Source organism: Dethiothermospora halolimnae (genome assembly GCF_037577855.1).
GTDB classification, from domain to species: Bacteria; Bacillota; Clostridia; order Tissierellales; family VENL01; genus Dethiothermospora; species Dethiothermospora halolimnae.
Genome location: NZ_JBAKFX010000023.1, coordinates 30,154 through 55,270 on the forward strand (window position 1 = coordinate 30,154; position 25,117 = coordinate 55,270).

Annotated in this window: 28 protein-coding genes; 25 read left to right on the forward strand and 3 right to left on the reverse strand. The window is 30.3% G+C overall.

Annotated elements, in window-relative coordinates; translation table 11 throughout:
* Nucleotides 1–3: 3 nt before the first annotated feature.
* The gene (locus V6137_RS10685; protein ID WP_425447919.1) at nt 4–297 is read right to left on the reverse strand and encodes a sll1863 family stress response protein; all 294 of its coding nucleotides are present in this window, start codon (nt 295–297) and stop codon (nt 4–6) included.
* Between the two features lie 382 nt (nt 298–679).
* Between V6137_RS10685 and V6137_RS10690 the strand changes: the two genes are divergently transcribed.
* The 3 genes from V6137_RS10690 to V6137_RS10700 all read left to right on the forward strand — a co-directional run bounded on the left by V6137_RS10690 (nt 680) and on the right by V6137_RS10700 (nt 3,862).
* Nucleotides 680–1,462, forward strand: coding sequence for a DUF5694 domain-containing protein (locus tag V6137_RS10690; protein WP_425447920.1), 783 nt, complete (start codon nt 680–682; stop codon nt 1,460–1,462).
* Between the two features lie 225 nt (nt 1,463–1,687).
* On the forward strand, nt 1,688–2,767 hold the full coding sequence (xerA, locus tag V6137_RS10695) for a site-specific tyrosine recombinase/integron integrase (RefSeq protein WP_425447921.1): 1,080 nt from the start codon (nt 1,688–1,690) through the stop codon (nt 2,765–2,767).
* Between the two features lie 165 nt (nt 2,768–2,932).
* Entirely contained in the window at nt 2,933–3,862 is a 930-nt protein-coding gene (locus tag V6137_RS10700; RefSeq protein WP_425447922.1) for a HEPN domain-containing protein, read from the forward strand.
* Between the two features lie 347 nt (nt 3,863–4,209).
* On the opposite strand, the gene V6137_RS10705 is transcribed toward V6137_RS10700, so the two are convergent.
* Nucleotides 4,210–4,455 carry a hypothetical protein gene (locus tag V6137_RS10705; RefSeq protein ID WP_425447923.1) on the reverse strand — a complete coding sequence of 82 codons (246 nt, stop codon included), beginning with the start codon at nt 4,453–4,455 and terminating at the stop codon, nt 4,210–4,212.
* Between the two features lie 306 nt (nt 4,456–4,761).
* Between V6137_RS10705 and V6137_RS10710 the strand changes: the two genes are divergently transcribed.
* From V6137_RS10710 to V6137_RS10745, 8 genes are all read left to right on the forward strand, one after another.
* Nucleotides 4,762–5,028 (forward strand): hypothetical protein, encoded by a 267-nt coding sequence (locus tag V6137_RS10710; protein WP_425447924.1) that lies wholly within the window; start codon nt 4,762–4,764, stop codon nt 5,026–5,028.
* Nucleotides 5,025–5,405, forward strand: a complete 381-nt coding sequence (locus V6137_RS10715) for an aspartyl protease family protein (protein WP_425447925.1) — start codon at nt 5,025–5,027, stop codon at nt 5,403–5,405. Before V6137_RS10710 ends, V6137_RS10715 begins: the two co-directional genes overlap by 4 nt.
* Before the next feature lie 278 nt (nt 5,406–5,683).
* Nucleotides 5,684–6,133, forward strand: a complete 450-nt coding sequence (locus tag V6137_RS10720; RefSeq protein ID WP_425447926.1) for a hypothetical protein — start codon at nt 5,684–5,686, stop codon at nt 6,131–6,133.
* Nucleotides 6,134–6,512: 379 nt separating this feature from the next.
* Nucleotides 6,513–6,761, forward strand: coding sequence for a hypothetical protein (locus V6137_RS10725; RefSeq protein WP_425447927.1), 249 nt, complete (start codon nt 6,513–6,515; stop codon nt 6,759–6,761).
* A complete protein-coding gene (locus V6137_RS10730) occupies nt 6,758–7,147 on the forward strand; it encodes a retropepsin-like aspartic protease (protein WP_425447928.1) in 390 nt (129 codons plus the stop codon). The genes V6137_RS10725 and V6137_RS10730 overlap by 4 nt, the downstream gene beginning before the upstream one ends.
* Nucleotides 7,148–7,233: 86 nt before the next feature.
* Nucleotides 7,234–7,416, forward strand: a complete 183-nt coding sequence (locus tag V6137_RS10735) for a hypothetical protein (protein WP_425447929.1) — start codon at nt 7,234–7,236, stop codon at nt 7,414–7,416.
* Nucleotides 7,417–7,545: 129 nt separating this feature from the next.
* Nucleotides 7,546–8,085: a dihydrofolate reductase family protein gene (locus V6137_RS10740; RefSeq protein ID WP_425447930.1), complete on the forward strand. Its 540-nt coding sequence runs from the start codon at nt 7,546–7,548 to the stop codon at nt 8,083–8,085.
* A 249-nt stretch (nt 8,086–8,334) separates the two neighbouring features.
* On the forward strand, nt 8,335–8,901 hold the full coding sequence (locus tag V6137_RS10745; protein WP_425447931.1) for a hypothetical protein: 567 nt from the start codon (nt 8,335–8,337) through the stop codon (nt 8,899–8,901).
* A gap of 313 nt (nt 8,902–9,214) precedes the next feature.
* On the opposite strand, the gene V6137_RS10750 is transcribed toward V6137_RS10745, so the two are convergent.
* The gene (locus tag V6137_RS10750) at nt 9,215–10,498 is read right to left on the reverse strand and encodes a M28 family metallopeptidase (protein ID WP_425447932.1); all 1,284 of its coding nucleotides are present in this window, start codon (nt 10,496–10,498) and stop codon (nt 9,215–9,217) included.
* 497 nt (nt 10,499–10,995) lie between these two features.
* On the opposite strand from V6137_RS10750, the gene V6137_RS10755 reads away from it, so the two are divergent.
* The 14 genes from V6137_RS10755 to V6137_RS10820 all read left to right on the forward strand — a co-directional run bounded on the left by V6137_RS10755 (nt 10,996) and on the right by V6137_RS10820 (nt 24,751).
* On the forward strand, nt 10,996–11,148 hold the full coding sequence (locus V6137_RS10755) for a hypothetical protein (RefSeq protein WP_425447933.1): 153 nt from the start codon (nt 10,996–10,998) through the stop codon (nt 11,146–11,148).
* A gap of 178 nt (nt 11,149–11,326) precedes the next feature.
* Nucleotides 11,327–11,797: a hypothetical protein gene (locus tag V6137_RS10760; RefSeq protein WP_425447934.1), complete on the forward strand. Its 471-nt coding sequence runs from the start codon at nt 11,327–11,329 to the stop codon at nt 11,795–11,797.
* A 518-nt stretch (nt 11,798–12,315) separates the two neighbouring features.
* The gene (locus V6137_RS10765) at nt 12,316–14,007 is read left to right on the forward strand and encodes an AAA family ATPase (RefSeq protein ID WP_425447935.1); all 1,692 of its coding nucleotides are present in this window, start codon (nt 12,316–12,318) and stop codon (nt 14,005–14,007) included.
* Between the two features lie 523 nt (nt 14,008–14,530).
* Nucleotides 14,531–15,331 (forward strand): CPBP family intramembrane glutamic endopeptidase, encoded by an 801-nt coding sequence (locus V6137_RS10770; RefSeq protein WP_425447936.1) that lies wholly within the window; start codon nt 14,531–14,533, stop codon nt 15,329–15,331.
* A 175-nt stretch (nt 15,332–15,506) separates the two neighbouring features.
* Complete coding sequence (locus tag V6137_RS10775; RefSeq protein ID WP_425447937.1) at nt 15,507–16,133, forward strand: DUF6273 domain-containing protein; 627 nt, start codon at nt 15,507–15,509, stop codon at nt 16,131–16,133.
* Between the two features lie 495 nt (nt 16,134–16,628).
* Nucleotides 16,629–17,081 carry a 5'-3' exonuclease H3TH domain-containing protein gene (locus V6137_RS10780; RefSeq protein ID WP_425447938.1) on the forward strand — a complete coding sequence of 151 codons (453 nt, stop codon included), beginning with the start codon at nt 16,629–16,631 and terminating at the stop codon, nt 17,079–17,081.
* Between the two features lie 130 nt (nt 17,082–17,211).
* The gene (locus V6137_RS10785) at nt 17,212–17,421 is read left to right on the forward strand and encodes a hypothetical protein (RefSeq protein WP_425447939.1); all 210 of its coding nucleotides are present in this window, start codon (nt 17,212–17,214) and stop codon (nt 17,419–17,421) included.
* 316 nt (nt 17,422–17,737) lie between these two features.
* A complete protein-coding gene (locus V6137_RS10790; RefSeq protein ID WP_425447940.1) occupies nt 17,738–18,199 on the forward strand; it encodes a hypothetical protein in 462 nt (153 codons plus the stop codon).
* 36 nt (nt 18,200–18,235) lie between these two features.
* A complete protein-coding gene (locus V6137_RS10795; RefSeq protein ID WP_425447941.1) occupies nt 18,236–18,835 on the forward strand; it encodes a CPBP family intramembrane glutamic endopeptidase in 600 nt (199 codons plus the stop codon).
* Between the two features lie 67 nt (nt 18,836–18,902).
* The gene (locus V6137_RS10800) at nt 18,903–19,919 is read left to right on the forward strand and encodes a hypothetical protein (RefSeq protein ID WP_425447942.1); all 1,017 of its coding nucleotides are present in this window, start codon (nt 18,903–18,905) and stop codon (nt 19,917–19,919) included.
* A gap of 558 nt (nt 19,920–20,477) precedes the next feature.
* Entirely contained in the window at nt 20,478–21,341 is an 864-nt protein-coding gene (locus V6137_RS10805) for an alpha/beta fold hydrolase (RefSeq protein ID WP_425447943.1), read from the forward strand.
* A gap of 198 nt (nt 21,342–21,539) precedes the next feature.
* A complete protein-coding gene (locus tag V6137_RS10810; protein WP_425447944.1) occupies nt 21,540–22,430 on the forward strand; it encodes a serine hydrolase domain-containing protein in 891 nt (296 codons plus the stop codon).
* Nucleotides 22,431–22,462: 32 nt separating this feature from the next.
* Nucleotides 22,463–22,897 (forward strand): tetratricopeptide repeat protein, encoded by a 435-nt coding sequence (locus V6137_RS10815; protein WP_425447945.1) that lies wholly within the window; start codon nt 22,463–22,465, stop codon nt 22,895–22,897.
* Between the two features lie 162 nt (nt 22,898–23,059).
* Complete coding sequence (locus tag V6137_RS10820; protein WP_425447946.1) at nt 23,060–24,751, forward strand: AAA family ATPase; 1,692 nt, start codon at nt 23,060–23,062, stop codon at nt 24,749–24,751.
* Nucleotides 24,752–25,117: the final 366 nt, after the last annotated feature.

Consider the following 25,117-nt stretch of genomic DNA (forward strand, 5'->3'; position numbering starts at 1 on the left):
GTTTTATTTAAATCTAGAAATAGAATTATTTATAGTTTCTTTTAAATCATCGGATGCTTTATCTAGACTTTCCTTAATATCGTCCCAGGATTTTTCACCTTTATCTTTTAACTTGTCCAATTTTTCTTCAGCTAAATCTTTTCTAGTTTCAAGTTCCTTTATCATTTTTTCATATTCAACCTTAAGGTCACTGTCTGCCTGCGCTTCCTTGGCCTTTCCTTTTAACTCATTAATCTTTCCTCGAGCTTGGTCTATTTGACCTTCTATTTTCTTTTTATAGGCATCGTTAAAACTCAAAACATCACTCCTTATTTTTAATGAATTTTACTAAGTATTTGCCCTATATTAATCTTTTACCCTATAGACCCATGGTTATTCATTATAGAGGTAGATTTATAAACCCTCCTATTATAGAGAGAACTCATAAATTCTGTTATCGCTGAGAGGACTAATAAATTCTGTTATTGTTTAGGGAACTAATAAATTCTGTTATTGCTTATGGATTGGTAACTTTTATTGTTGCTTAGGGATACGTAATTTTTATTGTTGCTAGGGGATTCGTAATCCCCCAGCTTATTGAAAAATACAGTCTTTAGCATAATAGGTCTTCTATAAGAAGACCTAAGGCCCATGTTATTATGATATAATAAGTACAAATAAATCAAGGGGGGATTTAATAGTGGAAAAAAGAAATAGTATGGTATATGATGAAAAAGCTAAAGTAATGATACTAGGTACATATCACTTTAAGGAAAATGATTTACATGCTGTTAAAGAGAAGCCAAAGGATATTATGAGTGATGAATCTCAACAAGAGCTAGAGGAAGTTTTAGATAAACTAAGAAAGTTTAAGCCTAATAAAATAGCTGTAGAAGTACAGGTTGAAAATAGTGAAGTATTAAATAATAATTATGACAAGTGGTGTAACGGAGATTTACTTAGTGATGAAGATAGAAAAGGAATTACTGACCATAGATCTGAAGTGGAACAACTTGGGTTTAAGTTGGCTAAAAGTCTTAATCATAACAAAATATACCCCATTGATGTAGTTGGTATGATCCCCTTTGAAAAGGCATTTGAGTATGCAAATAATAATAAGCAAGAATTTATGGAGCATTTTAATGGAAAGATGAAAGAACATGAGAAAGAAACAAATTATATGCACAATAACTTAACTATAGGAGAAATACTAAAAAATTTAAATGAACCTAAAGAGATAGAAGAACAACATAAAGTATATATAGACTTCTGTAAATTAGGGGCAGGGGATAATTATTGCGGAGCAGATGTTTTATCTAAGTGGTATGAAAGGAATATACGTATTTTTTCTAATTTGCAGGCTATAGCACAGGAAGATGATAGAGTACTGGTTATATACGGAGCGGGACATTTGGCAACACTAAGGGAACTTGTAAAGAGTTCTAGAAATATGGAATTGATAGAGGCTATAGAGTATTTATAATTATAAAAATTGACAATGTTTAAAAACTATCCTTGTATATAAGGGTAGTTTTTTTAGAGTATATCAAAGGTTTTGTGGCGGCAAAGGGAATATATGTTCGCATAAATTGTAATAATAGTAATAAGGCATTCGGAAGAAAATAATAAGTCAGTATGCTAGTCTATTTTGCATCTTTGACTTATCGTTTTCTTCCGAACACCTAAAACAAAGGAAAAGAGGATGAATATGGATATAAAAATTATAGACAAAAGGATAATAATAAAATTCAAATACGACAAAGAAAAGGTTAAGAAGATAAGAAAAGTAAATGGGAGAGTTTGGAATGGAGAAGAAAAGTATTGGAGCATACCATATAAGGCAAAAAGTTTGAATAAATTAGTAAAATTATTTATTAATGAAGATATAGATTGGGAAAAAGTTTTTAAGTTTACACTAATAGATTTCAACAGTTTATATAAAGTAGATACAGATAAGGAAAAAAATAAAATGTATAGATTTTTAACATTAAAAGGTTATAGTGAAAAAACTAAAAAATCATATGTAGGGCATTTAAAAAGGTTTTTACAGTATTATGATGTAAAAACAGAGGACTTGACTAAAGAGCATGTTGAAAAATATATGTTTCATTTACTACAAGATAAAAGTAACTCCCATGCATTCGTAAATCAAACCATAAGCTCATTAAAAATCTATTATAAAGAAATATTAAATAAAGGGAAGATACTATATAATATTCCCCGTCCTAAAAAAGAAAGGAAACTCCCAAATATATTAAGTGAAATAGAAGTAAAAAGTATACTGAATAATATAAAGAACTTGAAGCATAAAGCCATGTTATACATAGTATATGCATCAGGTCTTAGGGTTTCTGAAGTAGCTAGCTTAAAGATAAATGATATTGATAGCGGTAGGATGTTGATTCATATAGTACAAGGCAAGGGAAAAAAAGATAGATACACTATGCTTTCAGAGGCAGCACTAAATATTTTGAGAGAATATGCAAAGATTTATAAGCCTAAAGAATGGTTGTTTCCAGGAGGAAATAAAGGAAAACATATAACCGAGAGAACTATTCAAAGAGTATTTAAAAATGCATGTGAAAATGCAAAAATAAATAAAAATGTTTCTATACATGCCCTTAGACATTCATTTGCCACCCACTTGTTAGAAGCTGGTACTGATTTAAGATATATTCAAGAACTACTTGGACATAAAAGCTCAAAAACAACTGAGATATACACTCATGTATCAAAAACAAATTTAGGTAACATTAAAAGCTCATTAGATAAGATATTGAACAGCTAAATATACATGTCAAATGTTGCATAATATGGTACAATTAAAAGGAAGAAAAAAACAGACATAATAAAATTTTCCCGACATAAAGTGTCGCTAATTCGTTAACATAGAGTAAAAAAGCGACAGTCGGGGATTAAGTAGTTAGACAAAATTGAATTAGGAGGAAAAGAAATGAAAGTTATAACTGTAGAATTGGATTTAGGAATGGATTTTTTTGATTTTAAACTTTCACTTTCTAAAAAAGCATGCTTCAAAATATGTGATTGTTATTATTCAAATTATCATTGGGACGAATTTGGAAAGTATATCCAAGCTTCTGTATATATAACTGCTCAAGAAGAAGCAGATAGTGACATTACTATAGGTGAATTGGCAATAAAAAAAATAAAGCGAGCTAATGCGATTATGTCATATTTATATGGATTTTATTTTGAAACGCATTTAGTGGGTTATGATTCGTACAAAGAAGTAGAAGAGATTAAACATGTTGAGTATTTGCCGAAAACAGGTAATGGAAAACGAATCAGAGAATTTAATGAAAAGTTTAATGATTTAGACCAAACGGATCGAACAGATTTTGAACAATGTTGTCGACTACTATCAATGGGAATATATTTTATTTATAAATATAACTTTTATGAAGATGCTTTGTTAAATTTCACTAAAATTATGGAGAAGATATCTACAAAATATTGGGAAACTAAAATAACTAATCAGTTTAAGGATGAAATAAAACAAACATATGAACAATTGCTAAACAAATACTTTTGTGAAGCTTATGATGAATCTTCACATAAAGGGGATTTAAAGAATGTTACTAGAGAATTTAAGAATATGATTAATTTAAAAAGGAAGTTGGTCAAGTTTGCTAAGGATAAAAAAATTAGTGTAATCATCGATGAGAATAGTGATATAAAAGAGCATATTAAGGAAATTGTTAAATTCCGAAATGATGTAGCACATGGAAACTTGATATATAGATCAGAGTCAGTTCAGAATTATATAAATCGCTGTGGTTATGTTCTTGCTTTAGAGTATATTTCAGAGTATTTCTTTAAGGCTGAATACTTAAAAATTGGATTAAATAAAACTATTGAATAAAACCGGGCTCAACTTCGTCTAACATAGCATTTCCAACAGTTCACGAAAGACATGTGAACCGTCGCAATATACTAGAAACGTTAGACAACAAAAAAGATTTAAAAACATAGTGAAATACAACATTATAATTATTAAACTATAAAAATAAAATGAAAATATTTTATGTGAAGTTAAAAAATAAGCTTGTGTTAAAGATTCTGTTTTCTTAATGACAAAAATGTTCTATAATCGTTAGGATTAGTTAAAAGTAATCGAATTTATATTTAAATTGTGTTTACTTATTATAAGTCATTAAATAAGCTATTTAACAGATTTTAAAATAAAAAAAGAGCTAAAAAAGCTCTAAATTATAAATTCGACTTAACTTGTTTTAGTTTAAAAATTTCTTTTTCTGTTTCTATTTCTTTATGAAGTAAAAATTTAAGAGTATCTTTAATATCAGTAAAATTTTGATTTGTATGCGTTCTAAATTCAGTTAAATCAGCAGTCTGATCTACAACAGATTTAATATCTGATTTTACTTCTTTTATATCATTTTTTATTTCTGTTTGATTATCTAATATTTGCTTTAATAAATTCTCTATGTTATTCATAAAACCAACAACCTTTCTATTACTGATACTAATATTATATCAGAAACTGTAGGTTTTAAAAACATAAATAATAAATAATTTACATAATGAAGTTTTGTAAAATGTTTTCATAAAAAATTTAGTGGTATAGGAATATTTTTTCATCGTCTAACATTATAGTTCATACATTTTACTAGAACATGTAAAACATCTGAACTACAAGATACGTTACACAACATATTACAATACAGTAGGTTTAACTTCTTACTTTAGTTAAAATCTGTTTTATTATATAATTTATGTATAGATATTTCGGAGGTGAGTAGATTGAAATGGCAAGAGGTAAGGAATCAACATCCTAATCAATGGGTGTTAGTTGAAGCATTAAAGGCTAGCTCACATAATAACAAAAGAAAAATTGAAGATATGGCAGTTATTTCAGAACACACCAATTCTACAAATGCATGGAAAGGATATAAAGAGTTACACTTAGCGAACCCAGGAAGAGAACTTTATATATTTCATACTTCAAATGAAAAAATTGAGGTAGTAGAAGATAAATTCACGGGGATCAGAAGGAGGAATCCTCAATGAATATTAAAATGATAGATGGACTACCTACTGTAGAAGTGAAAATTAAGTATAATAACAAAGAAAAGATGTTAAGAAATGTTTTAATAGATACAGGATCATCAAATACTATACTTGATGTTGATTCAGTACAAGATATTGGACTAGTTATTGACCCTCTGAAAGGCAAGGCAAGACGAATGTATGGAGTTGGAGGAGAAAGTGAATTATGCTATGAACAGAATGTAGAAAACTTGACAGTTGGAGAATATTTACTAAATAATTTTACATTACAATTAGGAATGACTAAAGAAAACTATGGATTTGAATGTATTTTAGGAGTAGACTTCATGGTTGAAAATAAAGTTATTTTAGATTTTGAAAGATTAAGCATTAAATGATTTAATTACAATTAAGTTGAGAATCAGAATGTAGTAATAATACATCGTGTAACAGAGGCTTAGCAGACATCGGAAAGTAGTTTCTGGGGATAGTCCGACGTCGCTAAGCCTCAAAACGTTATGTGAAATGGAGTGTGTGGGTATCACGAAGAGGTGGAACTAAGTAGATAAAGCAGGTCTATTATGTGAAAGCGTGACTAGACAGAAAAACTATGAGGTAATGCAATAATCAGATTTTGTAGACGAATTTAAAAAGTACAAAAAAGGAGATTTAAAAAATGAAAAATATATCAAATTATAAGGCTCAAAAGTATGACAATAAGGATAGATATACATTTATTGAAGAAGGGATATATTTATTTAAGAATATGTATGATTCAATAGAAAATGGTATGTATGTTTATGGAAATATGATGACCTCTAGAGTTGAGCCAGATTACTACGTAACGTCATTATCTTTTGAACAAGAACCAGAATTTAATGAAGGCACATCACCTAAGCTTATTTCTCAATATCCTTTAGAAGATATTTTAGATGAATTTTTGGTACATGTTTCTGATTTTTATGAAGAGATAAATGACAAAAGTGATACACTATGTTATCAAGAATTTGCTTCACCGGATATTGAAGACATTAAAAAGATAAGAGAAATTATCGGGAAGCATGTTTATAATAATGAATTTGTTGCTGATGATGGTCAAACTTATATTAAATTAATGATTGAATAATTTGAAATAAATTACCCCTATATATTATAGACACTTATCATTTAACAACTTATTAACTGAAAATAATAGTTAATCTGTGTTTGAGCATTGAATATATTATTATATTGAAGTTAGGAATGTAGTTCTTTTTTGGGGTTCGACAAAGTCAGTTCTGAGTCATGGAGCATACCAGTTCTTATAACAATATATTTCCGTTCGCTACGCACATTTCTTCACCGGGTGCTGAAGCACCGCCAGAGAGAAGGGCTTTGGGGGTCCGGTTCAGAAACGTCGGAAATACGAGACGTTAGATATCATATGCAGAATAAAAACACTAAAAAATTTAAAAGTCCTACTTTATGATATAATAAAAATAATAATAAAATGAGGAGGGTTAGGTATGAAATGGCAAGAAGTAAGAAAACTATACCCTAATAAATTTGTCAAAATCAAGATTTTAGAAGCTCATGTTGAAGGTAGTTATAAGATTGTAGATGAAATGGCAGTTATCCAATCCTTTGAAGATAACAAACAAGCTACAAAAGAATTAGTAAGATCTAAGGATGATGTAGTTGTATATCATACTGCAAACAAGAAGATTATGATTGAATTAAGAAATATAAAAGGATATAGAGGAATAATTTCATGATAATAGAATATAGAGATGGCTTATTATATACTTCAATAGAGATTGAGTATAATGAGCAATATAAAACTATAGATAATGTTGTTATAGATACAGGTGCAGCAGAAACTATGATAAGTCCAGATATAGTTGAAGATATAGGTATATTTGCAGAGAAAGATGATAAAATCATTTCGTATTATGGAGTTGAAGGAAGTATTCATAACGCATATGAGAAATCAGTTGATTTAATTAAGTTTGGTGAATCTAAGATTGAAAATATAAACATAGATTTTGGAGTTATAGATCCATCAGGTGAAATTAATGGCTTGATAGGACTAGATTTGTTAATAGAAATGGGTATTATAATTAATCTAAAAACTATGGAAGTTGAAATGGTTAAAGATTAAAATTAATGAGAAACATACAACAGCTAACATATTAGTCTCGATTAAGGAATGATATATCTGATGAAACTTTAAAGGAGTTGATGGATATGGATAAAGATATTAAAAGGGCTGAAGAAAGATTAGAATATCTAAGTAGTGATCCAAAAACTTTAGAAATGTATAAGGCTAGAGAAAAAGCATTACATGAAAGGGCAAATATGATAAGTAGTGCTAAGGAAGAAGGAATAGAAAAAGAAAAAGTAGAAGAAATAAGGCAAAGAATGAATTAGGTTTTAGAAATAGCTTCGGCTAACATAGGCTTCTCAACATCCTACAAAAAACAAATAGGACGATGAGAAGCCTAAAAACGTTAAGTGACATTATGAGCTGTTTATTAAAACATCGAGGAGGTATTTACAATGAGAAGAAAAGTGATAGTTTATATAGCTACAAGTTTGGATGGGTATATAGCTACTGAAGATGATTCATTAGATTGGTTATTTAAGGTGGAAGGAGAAGGAGATAATGGGTATTCGGAGTTCTATGACACTATAGATACAATAGTTCTTGGTAGAAGAACCTATGATTGGATCATGAACGTAGAGAAAGAGAATTTCCCCTATAAGAATAAGAAGTGCTATGTATTCACTAAGTCAACACAAGAACCTAATAATAATGTAGAGTTTGTTGACGGTAACATAGTTGAATTTGTAGATATGTTAAAAGATGCTGAAGGTCAGAACATTTGGATTGTTGGTGGAGGAGACTTACTATCCAATTTTGTTAAAGAAAATCTTGTGGATGAGTTCATAATTACAATTGCACCTACCATTATTGGTAAAGGAATTCCCTTATTCAATAAACAGAATATGGAAATAGAGTTAGAACTAAAAAGTATTCGGAGGTTTAATGAATTTGCAGAACTTCACTATGTAAAGAGGCAAAGTGATAACAACTAGTGTGAATGCTTATTTTCGCTCACAACATCAGCTAACAATAGATTGACAAGATTTCTTCACCGGGAGCGAAGCTCCACCAAGGAGAATTCCTTTGAGGTATAGACATAATAAAAATTGTTTTAGACTGTTGTAATTAGACCGTTATAATATCCTAGGAAGTTTAGATGACATAATTTTCACATTATATAAAATTAATATGGAACCAAACCTATTGTTTTATTGTTAAGATTATAAGGGGGTAATGTAAGTATGAAGAGGATAATATATTTACTGATACTATTATTATGTTTGCCTACATTAACAAATTGCTCTAATAATAATATGGAGAATATAGTAGAAATATCACCGAGCACATTATTTGAGGGAGAATTAAAAAAAATAGAGCCACATTTGGATTTATTAACAGGTTGTGTTGAAGTATCGTACAAAGGCAATAAGAAAAACTTTAGAGCTATCTATGAACTATGGGAAAAAGGTAAAGTAACTGAAGAATATGACGGTATAAGTTTTAAGGGAATAGAAGACTCTTTTGATAGTGATATTAGTGTATCGGCTAAGAGATTAGAGAATGATAAATATCGGTTAAAGCTAATTGTTGAAAATGCAATGACAACCGAAAAATTTGATTTACCAATAAATCTAAATTATAATGCTATAAATTTAAATAAACAAATTAAGACTCAAGATGACAAAGAGATTATTATTTGGGGGTTAGCTGGAACAAAAGTTAATGATGGTTTTATCTCTTATAGCAATATTGAAAAAACTCTAGAAGTAGCAGAGGCTGCTTTAGTCTTAAAAATCAAGTTTGAATAATATTTTATATTACAGGCGAAAGACCATGATAATGTGGTCACACATCCATGAGGGAATTGGAAAAGAACGAATAAACATTATTTAAAATTTATGCCACTGACAACATTGAATTGGCACAAAGGAAACATTAGGTAATAAAAGTCAAAGCGTCCATTCTACTTGTTCAGACAGAAGTAAAGAGTACTATTTTGTAAGTATGAAGCCAATGTAGGTTGGCGTAAGAGGATGAGTTAAATTTGTATGAAAAATATAAAAGTATTATAAGTACATAGAAATAAGGGGCTATATATTTTTAGATAACCCCTTATTTTGACTATTTCTTATTTTCATCCGAATCCTCTTTATCAGGTTCTTTATTAAAGTATTTATCTAAGTCCTTCTTCATGTTATCTGGAATCTTTTTTTCAAAGGGAAATACTACTGAGTTTATAACTGATTCACTAAACTCTTTAGTTATAATAGTAGTTTTTTCCAACGCTTCAGTACTTAAAAAATCAAGAACATCATTACGGGTATGGATAAATGCTCCCCCTTTAGGAGCAAAACGACAGAATGTAATAGAAGGAATTCCCTTGTCAGCAAAAGCTGTAGAATCACTGGAGTATATGCTTTGCTTTACATTAAGTGGTAAGCCCTTAATCTTAGCCATATGACCAACATAATCAACCACATTTTCTTCGGCAGTGACTAGAGCCATTTCCCTTCCAAGTACAGAGGCTGCAACATCTACATTAATCATCAACAGATGTTTTTTTAGTTCCTCTTTATGAGCTTTTAAATAAGCTTTGCTACCAAGAAGCCCAACTTCTTCAGAGCCATACCACATAAACTTTAGAGTTCTCATTGGTGGGTTTTCCTTAAAATGTCTTAGCAGTTCCATTATAATAACTGAACCAGCACCATTGTCATATACACCTGTACTGAAGGGCACACTGTCATAATGGGCTCCGAAGGATATTATCTCATCAGGATATTTAGAACCTTCTAAGGTTACAACAACATTTTGAGAAGTCAATTCTATATCTTCAATAATTATTTCTACTTTGATTTTGGTAGTTTTGTTCTTAACCATGTCAAAGCAATCTTTTGTGCGCATATTTACAGCCGGTATTTTACCATATTGTGTATATTTTTTATCAACTCTAGATACAGCTATATCGGTTTTATCTTCTTCATCTATTGCAGTACCACTCATAGTTATATAACCAGCAATACCAGCCTCTATAAGCTTTTTATAAAGTTTAAGGTCTGGACGTTTGTTTATAAGCACGAATTTTCCTTTGATATCAACTAAATTTGCATCATGTCCATCTTCTATGTATACAAAATCTGTAGTTATGCCCCCTTTAGGTGTACCGATTGAGTAGTTATATGGTGTAATCTCATACTCTTTTTCATATGGTTCAACTACCTTTAGTGTGGCTTTTGTGATTTTAGAAGAGGGAGCTTTAAAATCCTCCATATATCCCTGACATCCTATTGAAGATATTTCTTCTAATAGAATCTTTGCAGCTCTTAACTCTTCTTCTGAACCACTGGTTCGTATAAAACCAATTTTTTCTAAAAGTTTAAATGCTCTTTTACTATCAATTGACATAACCTTCCCCCTTAGTATATGTATTTACATTCAGTGTACTATAAAAGGGAATTGAAAACAATGGATAAGTTGTACTTAAATAGACAGTAAATACTCCAATATGATATAATGGATAAAATTAAAAATTATGATTATTATTTCTAAGGAAGAAAAAAGATACACTAAAGAGTTTGAGAAAAAATAGTTAAATATTAAGTTGATGAAGAAAATAGAAAAGTCTCTGGGGGAGGATTATCATGTTGAAATTTTTTCAATTTTATTTATTTTAGGGAGGAGACTTATGAATCGAATCTTAGGTATGGCGATAGGAATCCCCTGTGGTAGTGCTATAGGAAATAGTGAATTAAGGAAAAAAACTAAAAAGAGAATTAGACAATTAGTCGATAAAAAAGGTTAGGTTTACCTATATGGGAAAGCACATGGTGTAGAGAAAATCCTAAATAAAGAATTTAATTTATGGTATAAATACTACACTAACCAAGATATGAGACATTTGTTTGTTGAACTGCCGTACTATGCTTATAGAAACAGGACAGGTTTTTGTGATCGACTACACTAAAACAGATTGTTCTGTCATAAGAAGGTACTACCGTCCAGATGGAGATGTTTGGAATGATATGCCATCAACTGTAGGATTTATATTAGAGTGACTTTCTTTAATAATGTGAGGTAAGGATTAATTATATTTGGGGAGGAAAAATAAGTTGGAATTTTGGAAGTGAAATATGACAAAATTGTGGGATATAGTAGAAGATTTTATAAAATTTTTTTATATTGTTGAGTTGTTTGATAGTGTTTAATTTATTTATATTTTGAAAGGAGATAAATATGAAAAGTTTGATTAAAAGTAAAGTTTGGCGTGTTCCTTTAGTTTCGATTTTAACAGGTATTATTATTTCTATTATAACATCAGCTTATATATATTTTATAGTAAAAGGGACAAATGTATGGACACTAGAAATGGGAAATACAATCCTTTGGATGAATATTATAGTTGCAGTTGTTCTTTTTTTAATCACAGGGATATTTTGTTTTCGTGATATGGATAAAACTGATATTGCAAAATCTGCAATTATTGTTGCTTTATACTATATTGTGATCGTAGCTTTTGAACAATTATTAGTATCTATGGGACAATATCCATCTATTCTTCTATGGCTATTTATTCCAGTAAGATTATATTCGGTTATTCATCAAGTATTTGTAAGATTCACTGAAATATCGGTATGGATAGGTTTATTGCCAAGCATAATAGCTCCATTTTTGTATGTTATATTTGGGAAAAGAAGAATTAAATGATAAATGTAAGATATATTCTTTTTTTCTTTACTATAAAAGTTTAGCAGGAGATTTAGCATTACAAGATGTAGATTAGGAAAATCAGTTATGTAGCATTGGACTAAGGATTGCAAAGATCTGTAATAGAGATAAGAGCTTATGGATCGGAAGCTATACAATTATTGATAGAGTATGGATTTAATAATATGGGGTTGGAAAGAATTTGAGGAAATACCTTGTAATATAAAAAGCGGCTAGAATCCACTTGCCCAAAAATTAATTTTTAGGGAACTAAAAAGGGGACTACATGAAGAAAGTACCAGTCTGTATAATAGTATTAATATCATTTTTTGCACATCCTTTATTTGAAGTGTTATAAGTTAAAATCAAATTCTACTATGATATAATAAAATCAAGTTTTAGTTTGAGTCTAAGAGAAGATAAAAAGGACCTTATCTTTGACAAGATTCTTTTATTAAAACTAAGACTGTTTTTTAAAACACCTACCATAAGGCAATAATATATAAAGGGGTGAAAAAATGAGGATACCATATGGGATTTCGGATTTTAAAACTTTAAGGGAACAGGGCTATTTATATGTAGATAAGACAAAATATATAGAGATGCTAGAGGATTATGACAGTAAGTATATGTTTTTTATACGACCTAGAAGATTTGGAAAAAGCTTATTTTTGTCTACACTTTCCTATTACTATGATATGAATTATAGTGATGAGTTTACTGATATATTTAAAGACTTATATATTAGTAAAAATCCTACTGTACTTAAGAATAGTTATTTTATGTTACAATTTAATTTTTCAGCACTTAATACCAATAGTAAGGAAGAACTGGAAGAATCATTTAAAATGAGGTTGAGGAGTTCTATTATAGAATTTTTACATAAGTATAAAAGGTACTTTGATAATATTTCAAATATAGAAGAGAGAATAAATGAAATAGAAGATGTAGGTGGCATATTAAATACATTGATAATAGAAGTTAAGAGAACCAATAAGAAGATATATTTAATAGTAGATGAGTATGACCATTTTGCAAATGACATTATAGCTATGGGAGAAAGTCGCTTTTATAAGGATGTAGTAAGGGCATCAGGATTTGTGAGGGATTTTTATGAAACTGTAAAGATAGGTACAGAAAGCGTAGTAGATAGAATATTTATAACAGGGATATCCCCTATTATGCTAGATGATCTAACCAGTGGATTTAATATAGCTTCAAATACTACAATGGATAGAAATCTAAATGAAATGATGGGATTTACAGATAGGGAAGTTGATGAAATAATATCAAAGCTACAGATACAGGATGTATCTAAAGATAGAGAAGAATTAAGAAAAAATTATAATGGATATCTATTTAATAAACATAGTAAAAATAGGATGTATAATCCAGATATGGTGTTGTACTTTTTTAATCAATATAGAACTTTTGGTGAATATCCAGAAGAACTTATAGATGAAAATGTAAAGACTGATTATGGAAGACTAAATAGGCTAGTTTCCAATGAAGAGAATAGAAAAGTGTTGGATGAAATAATAGTAAATGAGGGAATAGTTGCTGATATAGTAACAAGATTTTCCTTTGATAGGATGTATGATGAGGATTATTTCGTGTCACTGTTATTTTATATGGGACTACTTACAATAGATAGACAAGAAAGAACAAGATTACTTCTTAAGGTGCCTAACTATGTAGTCAAAACTATATTTTGGGAGTATATAGAGAATAGTCTTAAAGAAAATCATAATATAAAACTTGAGACAAAAGCCCTTAGACTTAGTATAGAGGATATGGCATATGATGGTAATATAAAATCATATATAGATTATGTTCATAAAAATGTAATAAAATCACTATCAAATAGGGATTTAATGAACTTTGATGAAAGATATATAAAGGTAATATTATTTGCATATTTAGTAAATAGCAAAGTATATAAACCAATAAGTGAACGGGAAGTGGAAAATGGATATATAGATATTTATTTAGAAAAGGATATAAGAATGCCTGATGTTAATTATGAATGGATAATAGAACTTAAATATATAAAGAAAGGCGAAAAAAGTAAGTTAGAAAAAGTAAAAAAAGAAGGATTAAAACAGCTTAAAAGATATATAGATAGTAGAGGGTTTAAGGATAGGGAAAATATAAAGCAAGCCCTTATTGTGTTTATAGGTAAGGATGAGTATGAAGTTGTTGAGATTTAGAAGGGACTTCAGGCTTTGGAACCATAGTAGAGCAGAGGAAAGATGATAGATAAGAGAATGAAAAACTACTCTAAAAAATAAAAGGGTAGTTTTTTTTATTTATATAGAAAGAGCCATATAATTTTCTATGTAGATCCTGAATATATTCAGGAGGATTTTAAAGTCATACAGTATAGTGCAACAGTAAAATTTAGTTACTGGGGTATTCATAATAAAATTTAGTTACTGGGTATTCATAATAAAAATTAGTTACTGGGGGATTCGTAATCCCCCAGCTTATTGAAAATATAGTCTTTGCATAATAGGTCTTCTAAAAGAAGCCTTACATATATTTATGGGATCACAAATGGCGTCTTTGTTTATGTTTAAGATTTTCAACGGCTAAATACATGTGTGTAAAATAATGTATAATATGGTATAATCAAAAGGAAGAAAAAAACAGATATAATAAAATGTCCCAACATAGAGTGTAGCTGATCCGTTAAAATTTAATGTATACTTCAAAATGTGAGGTGAAAAAATCGTGACAGACAAAAAAATAATAGTACAATTTACGATGCTGACATTTTTCATAGCCTACCTTGTGTCAGGTGCGTTGATTGTTCTTGGGCAATTTGGATATTCGGTTCATAATTGGGTCCATTCGTTACAGCAATTCGGGATGAATATTCCTTTTGCAATTTATATTTTGTCTCCCGCTATTGCTTCATATATTGTTCTTAAGAAAAATAAAAAAATAGCAGATTTTAAGGAATGGCTGAAAACTGTTTTTTATGCCCCAAATAACGTATCTATATATTTGTACGTTGTTGCAGGACTTGCACTGTATTTTTTGGTACATATTGTAGTTTCAGGCCCCACGGAGATGGTGCTTCCATTTTATACGTTTTTCCTTTCCCTGCCTGTTAGCCTTATTATCGGTGGTTTGGAGGAAGCTGGCTGGATGTATATATTGCAGCCTGAGCTTGACAAAAAATATGGCTTTGTTTTATCTTCTGTTTTGGTTGGAATCATTTGGACTTCATGGCATATACCTCTCTTCTTCATTCCGGGGACAAATCACGGAGAGGGACTCATTAACTTTTGGATGTTTGCAGTTCAACTCATAGCATTTCGGTTTTTCAACGGTGCAATCTACAAAATATCAGGAAAAGGTCGTGTGTTTATGTGTGTATTATTCCACACCATGTTCAATGCGGCATCCCCCATCTTTGGTACCATGACTATGACTTGGGCGGGAACCATTGCTGCAAATGCTGTGATTATTCTTGTTTCAATTGCAACCGTTGTGATATACGACAAAAAGAACAGGGGAATAATATAAGCATAATTAGTAGTTGATTCGTATTATTCCTATTTTGTTTAGTAAATAGTTCAATAGGAACGGTAGAGGTACTCCCATCCATGGTCGTCTCTGGATCTGGGGGCATGGTTCATTGTCTACCTAGGAACATTAAAACAGAACTACAGAAAATCTATATTATACGAGGAGGAAGAAAATGGGGGAATTTAATATCGGCTCAATCCTGCCATTTGGCAGTTATGATTGGCGCATTCTTGATATACAAGGCAATGCAGCTTTGATTATAACTGAATATATGATCGAACAACATTCCTATAATAATTGCCCGGGGGGTGTGACATGGGCTGACTGCTCGCTGAGGAAATATCTTAACGGTGAGTTTTATAACAAATTCACCGTGACCGAACAGTCAAGAATCATTCCAGTATTAAACAAAAACCACGACAATCAGTGGTACGGTTCAAGTGGAGGAGAAGATACTCAGGATTACATATTTCTGCTAAGTATTGAAGAAGTAGTGTGCAAATATTTCGGTGACAGCAGTAAAAACCTTGAAAATCCCAGTCCCAAACAACGATACTGGTTTCAAAGGAAGGATAAAAACAACAATAAGAGAAAATCGACATTCGATGGGCGTGTATGGTGGTGGTGGCTTCGGTCGCCCGGGCGTGACAATAGAAGAGCCGCATATATCCACGGTGACGGCAATGTAGGCATTCAGGGAAACGGTACTTTCCGATACAATAGCAACACAATTCACTCTTCAACAGGAGATAACAGCGGCGGAGTCCGTCCTGCTTTGTGGTTGAGCTTGGAATTATAAACTTTATTTTATCAATCATAGGGGAAAATAGATCCGTATAGTATGTGGGTTTGATCATGTAGTCGAAGTAAAACAAAGCTATGGGAAATTTATTTAGCAAATCTCAATTTGTCTATTTATTATGACTTTACATTTTATCTACAGTAGATTTAGTTAAGGCTTTAAGATATTCATTACTACAAATAGAGTATTATATGCTAACGATTTTAATTAATGACTATTGGTAACTTCCATTGATTCCGTCGCTAACAGTGAACTTACGACATGGACAGGGACAAGGAAGTATGCCCACGTCGTAAGTTCACTGGACGTTATACAACAGTAGAAAAAATAAACTTGGGGTTCAATAAAAGGAGGAAGGTAGGATGAAATGCGATATTTTATTAATAGATGGATTTAGTATATTGTTTAGAATGTTTTTTTGGAATACCTGCTAAAATACGTGGAAAAAATGACTAATTAATTCACGGGATTGTTGGATTCACAGGAACACTTTTGAAAACAATATCTTATTTTCGACCTGAAAAGGTTCTTGTAGTATTTGATAGCGAGTTAGGTTCATTTCGCCAGCAAATGGATTCCAATTATAATGCTAATAGATTTAAGGATTGGTCAAGTTTATCAGATGATATGAATCCATTTACACAGCTATCTGGGTTAAAGTCAGATAATATTTTAGGAATTCCAGGTATAGGTATAAAAACAGCACAAAAACTGTTTAATGGGTACGGAAATTTAAATAGTATATATCATAATATTACTGATGTTACAAATGAGAGAATTAAGAGAAAGTTATTGGATTATAAAGAGGATGTATTATTGAATTTAAAATTAATTAAGCTTAACAGAAAAGTTAATTTAACATATGATCTTGAAGAATTAAATTTATCTAAGGATTTTAAACAATATAAAACTATGCAGATATTAAAAGACGTTGGGATAGCTTAATATTAATGTATGATTAAGTCAAGAGTCCAATCTGCCATTGCATAACGAAGTGTTCCCAACATCCATCAGCATTTAGGTCAAAGAAGAGGAAGCTTCTACTGCTCCCTATAGTACTGAGAATAATAGTATTATGAATGATAAATTAGAAAAAAATGAAAGATGTAGTTATAAATTTAAAAGATATAGAACTCAATACCAAAAATATTTTATGAATTACAATATTATTAAAATTCATTACGAGATAGATGAAGTAAAATATATTTTTATATTTGGATTAAATGCATCTAATGGGGTTAAACCTAATGAAGTAGTAGAGGAAATATTAAATTGGCTTAAGTGATAATTTTTATTTTATATAAGAATTAAGGATGTTTGCAAATATCTCTATGATCAAGAACCTTTAAAATAACGTGAAGAAGCTTTGGAAATCATAAATTGGTATAAAGATTTTGAAACAAAAAATTATAGCAGGTGGGGCATTGTACTAAAAGAAATTAATATTTTAATTGGGACATGAGGATATCATTGCTTAGATAGAAAAAATAACATAGTTGGGATAGGATTATAGAACGACGAGAAACCCCAAGAACGTTAGTTGTCATAAAAATCTATGTATTGACAGGTAGAATCAACAGGTATATATAGGAGGTGCTTGGGTGAAAATTGTAGAGAGGCCTTGGAAAAGGCTATATAAGTTTTTTTTATTCTTATTTGGTATTCCATTTTTCTTAATAGGAGTAATATTTTTAATTATAGACGGAAGTTGGGCATTCATATTAAATGGTGCTTTGTGGATTATTTTTGGTGTTGGACTTAAAATTAAAAGCATTTATAATAGACGGAAACTTGAAATCTTGAAAAGAGAGGGCATTTGTTATGATGGCTCTGTGGTAAGTATAATTCCTACCCATTGGGTTAGGATCGGAAGTTATGTAACAGCTCGCATTGAATGCGTTTATAAAACTGAAAAAGGCGATTGTTTAATTAAGAGCGGATATCATCTTCTATCGCCTTTTGATATAAGAGAAAATTTACATGCTAAAATCTATCTTGATTATAACAATTTTGATAAGTATATTGTTGAACTTTTTCGAAGAGATAATAATGTCTTATCTTGATACTAGAAGGGATAAATAATTATGAAGGACTTGCAAGTGGCTAAGTATACTAAATTACTAATGGTTATACCAATCACTAGTTGGGAAAGTGACTTTTCGTTGCATATATATTTGTTCGTTGTTGCAGGGCTTACACTGTATTTTTTGGTACATATTGTAGTTTCAGGCCCCACGGAGATGGTGCTTCCATTTTATACGTTTTTCCTTTCCCTGCCTGGTGGCCTGATTATCGGTGGTTTGGAGGAAGCTGGCTGGATGTATATATTGCAGCCTGAGCTTGACAAAAAATATGGCTTTGTTTTATCTTCTGTTTTGGTTGGAATCATTTGGACTTCATGGCATATACCTCTCTTCTTCATTCCGGGGACAAATCACGGAGAGGGACTCATTAACTTTTGGATGTTTGCAGTTCAACTCATAGCATTTCGGTTTTTTAACGGTGCAATCTACAAAATATCAGGAAAAGGCCGTGTGTTTATGTGTGTATTATTCCACACCATGTTCAATGCGGCATCCCCCATCTTTGGCACCATGACTATGATTTGGGCGGGAACCATTGCTGCAAATGCTGTGATTATTCTTGTTTCAATTGCAACCGTTGTGATATACGACAAAAAGAATAGGCAAATAGTATAATTAGTAGCTGATCCGTATTATTCCACTATATAGGCTTAAATAAAATAATTTAAAAAGGAGTTAAGTTATGTTTACTAGAGAAAAAATTATGGAAAATATGATTCTAAGACCAAATATTAAGAAAATAGACAAGGAAGTTATAAAGAGAATTTTACTTGAGGCAGGAATTAAGAATAATATTTCTCACATTGATGAGCCTAATGTTTGGGTTATGCAGTCACATCGAATTTACCTAACTGATGGAGGAAGGCTTTTGTTAAAAATTGGTATTAATCCAGACTGGACAGATTCTTCAACTATATTAAATCAGGTTAAAGCTACAGAACTAATCAATTCTACAGGAATAAAACAGCCTAAAATTCTTTCTTTTTCTGAAAATGAAGATAAGTATGGATTTAAGTATATACTTTCAGAATCTCAAAGAGGAACTAGATTTTGTGATGAATATAAAAAAGCCTCCAAAAATGAACGGGAAAAATTATACAAATCATTAGGACAAGCATATTCTCTAATTCATAACATCAAAAATAAATGGTCGGGGGTATGGGATGGTGACATTCATAAAAAGAAATATCCAATTCATCCTGCTGATTTTTATAGAAATGCTGAAATTTATGGTGGCAGTAATAAGCATTTAGTAGAAAGTAATATTATTAGTGATAATGTTTTTGAAAGAATATGTCTAGCATGGGATGAAAATTTATCTTATTTAAAACAACGTCCTACTTCTCTTATTCATATAAGTCCATTTCCTTGGAGTATATATATGATTAGAGAAAATGAAGAGTATTCCGTTGGAGGATTTAGTGCACTAGCAGATTTTATGTGGTGGGATCCTATGTCTGATGTAGCTCATTTGATTTATCCACCGTATTTAAATATCACAAAGGAGGAGCAAGATGCATTTATTAGTGAGTATGATATTCCATTAGATGAAAGAGCTATCAATCTTTACATGATATTAAATAGGTTATGTGCAATGTCCGGATGTTATCTTGCACCAGTAAAAAGTAAAGAAGCAAATCTTTGGATTCACAATGAAGTTAAATCAATTGAAAAGGCTTTAAATAAGTTAGGATTTTAGCTTCTGCTACATATAACATACAGATTCCAATATCCTATAAAAAGCATTTAGGACATTGACCACAGTTAAATGGAATTAAATATAAAAGATAACCTCCTATAAATAATAAGGGATTATTTTGTGTTTAGCCATTCAGTTGCTACCCAATTATTAAAAGATAGTACGGATTTAAGATATATTTAAGAACTAATTGGGGATAGAAGCTCAAAACAACTGAAAGATACACCCATGTATAAAAAATAGATTTAGGTAATATTAAAAGTCAATTAGATGAGATATTGAACAACTAAATATACATGTTAAACATATTATAATATGATACAATTAAAAGGAAGAAAAAAACATACATAATAAAATTTTCCGAGATAAATTGTCATTAATCCGTTGACATAGAAGACAAAAGCTACAGTCAGGGATTAAGTAATTAGCTAAAATTCTATAAAATAGCCTCTTAATTAATAACAATGAATGCAAATATCAACATACAGGAATTAAAGAAAAAAATTGGTATTTTATTTACAAATAATAAATATTAAAAATGTTTTTGAGGAGGAGAATATGAAAGAGATTTATATAGACAAAGAAGGGGTTAAAGCAAGAATCCATGAGTGGGGAAATACAGAAAACCCAACAATTATATGTTTACATGGTTTAGGAAGTACAAGTCTAAGTTTTATTGAGTTAGCACAGTTATTGAAAAATGAATATCATATTATTTCAATAAATTTACCAGGACATGGGAAGACACCTCAATTTTTAAAAGTAGAAGATTATGAAATGCCTAATATGACTAGATGGGTTAACAAAATTATTTCCGAACTAACAGAATGTAGATTCTATTTATTGGCACATTCTTGGGGGGCAGACATTGGCCTTCACTATCTATCTACTTACCCATCAAAAGTCATTAAGACTATGTTATTAGATGGTGGATATTATTTGAAGACTGAGTTTTATGCTTATCAGACTTCAATATCTGGAAATATAGATTCATTACAAAGGGAAATTGATTATTATCTTAAGGACTTTGATGAATACTGCTTTGATACTTTGCAAGAGCATATTGATGTGGAAAAGAGTAACTATATTAGATGGTCCTGTTTATTAGAAGAAGCTGCCAAGGATTTAATAAGGGTGGAAGAAGGTATGTATAAATATCATGCCAATGGTTTTACTGCAACAGGTGCTATAAAATCAATGTATCTTTATCCACCAAATTCTATTTATGACAATCTTCCAAATTCGATTTATTTATTACGAAGTACCCTGCCAGAGTCTATGAATGAGTACAGAGAGAATTTATCTGAAAATTTCAAGAATAATACGGGTTCTAAGGTAAAGAAGATTGAGGGAGCAGGGCATTTGCTTCATTGGGATAAACCTAATGAAGTAGTAGAGGAAATATTAAATTGGTTTAAGTAATAATTTTTATTTTATATAAGAATTATTTTAGCATAAAAGCTTTTTTATTAAAAAATTAGAAGATTTTTATATAGTAACTATTTAAGGGGGTTAGTTTCGGACTTTAACTAACAAACATTTCTGATGGGGATGTTTAAAAAATTATGTATAGAGAGAAGGAACAATACTTACAAAGATATAAAATACAGGAGGTGCCAAATGGGGATTTTAACAAATTTTAGACTCTCTGTTTTAGAGCGAAAGTTTGGTGTATATGGTATTCATGTTTATCAACATGGAAAGACAATTGCAGAGCATAGATTTAGAAGCGATGATAGGGAAAACTTATATTCAGCATCTAAAACATTTGTTGGGGTAGCTATTGGAATTGCTGAATCAGAAGGTTTGTTATCGGTTGATGATTTTGTATTGGATTTTTTCCCAGAGTTCAAATCAATTGCAAGCAAAGACTCAGAGTTAATTAAAGTTGTACATTTACTACAAATGACATCAGGACATTTAAGTGAGGACTATGAAAAGTATAATGAAATGGACCGTGGAGAGCTATTCTTTACAACAGAGGTTGTAGAAGAACCTGGAAAAAAATTCTTTTATGAAGACTTATGCAGTTATATGCTAGGAAGAATAATTTATAAAGTAAGTGGAGAGATTTTATTAGAATATTTGAAAACTAGATTATTTGATAAGATGGGAATTATAAATCCCCAGTGGCATACTTGTGAAAAAGGATATACTGCCTGTTCAGGTGGATTATATTTAAAGACCGAAGAATTTTCTAGAATTGGAGTACTATTACTTAATAAGGGGATATATCAGAATCATCAGATTATTTCAGCGGATTATGTTGAAAGAATGCACACAAACTGGATAGATACGTCAAATAAATTAGATCCCGAGTCACAACAAGGATATGGTTATCAAATATGGAAATGTACATTACCAAATAGCTACCGAGCTTCTGGTATGTATGGACAATATTGCATAATATTAGAGGATTATGATGCTGTGATTACTATTACAGGTCATTATGAGGAATATGGTAATGACATATTAAGAGTCGTATGGAGGGATATTGTACCATATCTCTAAAAGCTTGCAGACTGTAACAAAATACTAGAACTATGATATTAAAAGATTTAAAGGAAAGGGGAAATAATATGTCAGAAAATTATTACAAACCATGTAAAGAGTTTGATGAGTGCAATGAACTGATTGAGAAATATTTCCTGACCAAAGAGTATGAAAAATGCTTTGAAGGTCATCTAAAGTTGGCTGAAAAGGGGTATCCACTGGCCGAATGTCAAGTTGGATACTTCTATTATGAGGGGATTGGTGTTGATAAGGACTTAGAAAAATCTTTCTATTGGACAGAACGTGCTGCAAAACATGGCGATAGAGATGCTCAGAATAACCTTGCAGAGTTATTTTATGCTGAAGGCGTTGTTGTAGAAAAAGACACTGAAAAGGTCAAAGAATGGTATAAAAAGGCTGCAATGGATGGACACCCAGAAGCTTTGGAGAAGTGCCGAGCATTAGGGGTTAAAGTAGATATATAGATTTCATACCAAATTTCCTTTTGAAATTAAATTAGATAACTTACTTGACAAATACCTCTTAAGACAAACTTACTTAAAATTAAATTCCACTATGATATAATAAAACTAAGACTGTTTTTAAAACACCTATCATGAGGCAATAATATATAAAGAGGTGAAAAAATGAGAATACCATATGGAATTTCGGATTTTAAAACATTAAGGGAGCAAGGCTATTTGTATGTAGATAAGACAAAATACATAGAGATGCTAGAGGATTATGATAGTAAGTATATGTTTTTTATAAGACCTAGAAGATTTGGGAAGAGTTTATTTTTATCTACACTTTCCTACTATTATGATATGAATTATAGTGATGAGTTTAATGATATATTTAAAGATCTATATATTAGTAAAAATCCTACTGTACTTAAGAATAGTTATTTTATGTTGGAACTTGATTTTTCAGGGCTTAATACAAGTAATAAAGAGACTTTAGAGTATTCATTTAAAAGTAAGTTAAGAGAAGCAATCATACGTTTTTTATATAAGTATAAACAGTATTTTGACGATATAATAAAAGTAGAAAAAGAAATAAAAGAAGTGAATGATGTAGGGGCAATACTAGGGACATTAACAACTGAAATTCAAAAGATAGATAAAAAAATATATCTAATAATAGACGAGTACGATCATTTTGCAAATGATATTATAGCCATGGGTGATAGTCACTTTTACAAAGATATAATAAGAGCATCGGGATTTGTAAGGGATTTTTATGAAACTGTAAAGATAGGAACAAAAAGTGTTATAGACAGAATATTTATAACAGGGATATCCCCTATTATGCTAGATGATCTAACTAGTGGATTTAATATAGCTTCAAATACTACAATGGATAGAAATTTAAATGAAATGATGGGATTTACAGATAGGGAAGTTGATGAAACAATATCAAAGTTACAGATACAGGATGTATCTAAAAATAGAGAAGAATTAAGAAAAAATTATAATGGATATCTATTTAATAAGCACAGCAAAAATAGGATATATAATCCAGATATGGTGCTATATTTTTTTAATCAATATAAAACTTTTGGTGAATATCCAGAAGAACTTATAGATGAAAATGTAAAGACCGACTATGGAAGGCTAAATAGGCTAGTTTCCAATGAAGAGAATAGAAAAGTGTTGGATGAAATAATAGTAAATGAGGGAATAGTTGCTGATATAGTAACAAGATTTTCCTTTGATAGGATGTATGATGAGGATTATTTCGTGTCACTATTATTTTATATGGGGTTACTTACAATAGATAGACAAGAGAGAACAAGATTACTTCTTAAGGTGCCTAACTATGTAGTCAAAACTATATTCTGGGAGTATATAGAGAATAGTCTTAAAAAAAATCATAATATAAAACTTGAGACAAAAGCCCTTAGACTTAGTATAGAGGATATGGCATATGATGGTAATATAAAATCATATATCGATTATATCCATAAAAATGTAATAAAACCATTATCAAATAGGGATTTAATGAACTTTGACGAAAGATATATAAAGGTAATATTATTTGCATATTTAGTAAATAGCAAAGTATATAAACCAATAAGTGAACGGGAAGTGGAAAATGGATATATAGATATTTATTTAGAAAAGGATATAAGAATGCCTGAAGTTAATTATGAATGGATAATAGAACTTAAATATATAAAGAAAAGTGAAAGAAATAAGTTAGAAGAAGTAAAGAAAGAAGGATTAAAACAGCTTAAAGGGTATGTAGATAGTAGGGAGTTTAAGGATAGGGAACATACAAAGCAAGCCCTTATTGTGTTTGTAGGTAAGGATGAGTATGAAGTTGTTGAGATTTAGAAGGGACTTCAGGCTTTGGAACCATGTAGACCAGAGGAAAGATGATAGATAAAAGAATGAAAAAAACTACCCAAAAAAATAAAAGGGTAGTTTTTTGATGCTTTAAAATTCGTATTAGTTATAGTAAAAAATTAACAGTCTAATAACCAATAACTAGTAGTTGATCAATTATAATTTTAGATAAAATTCATCAGTAATGGATAAAAATTAGATGTTAAAGCTTATACACCAATTATAGAATCAGGGCTATCGCATGAAAAATAATTATTAAAATGAAATGGAAAAAATCTCAAAAAGGAATTTTAGATTTTATGTCGAATCTTTAAAATATACAAATAAAATACGAGGAGAGCAGACATGAAATTT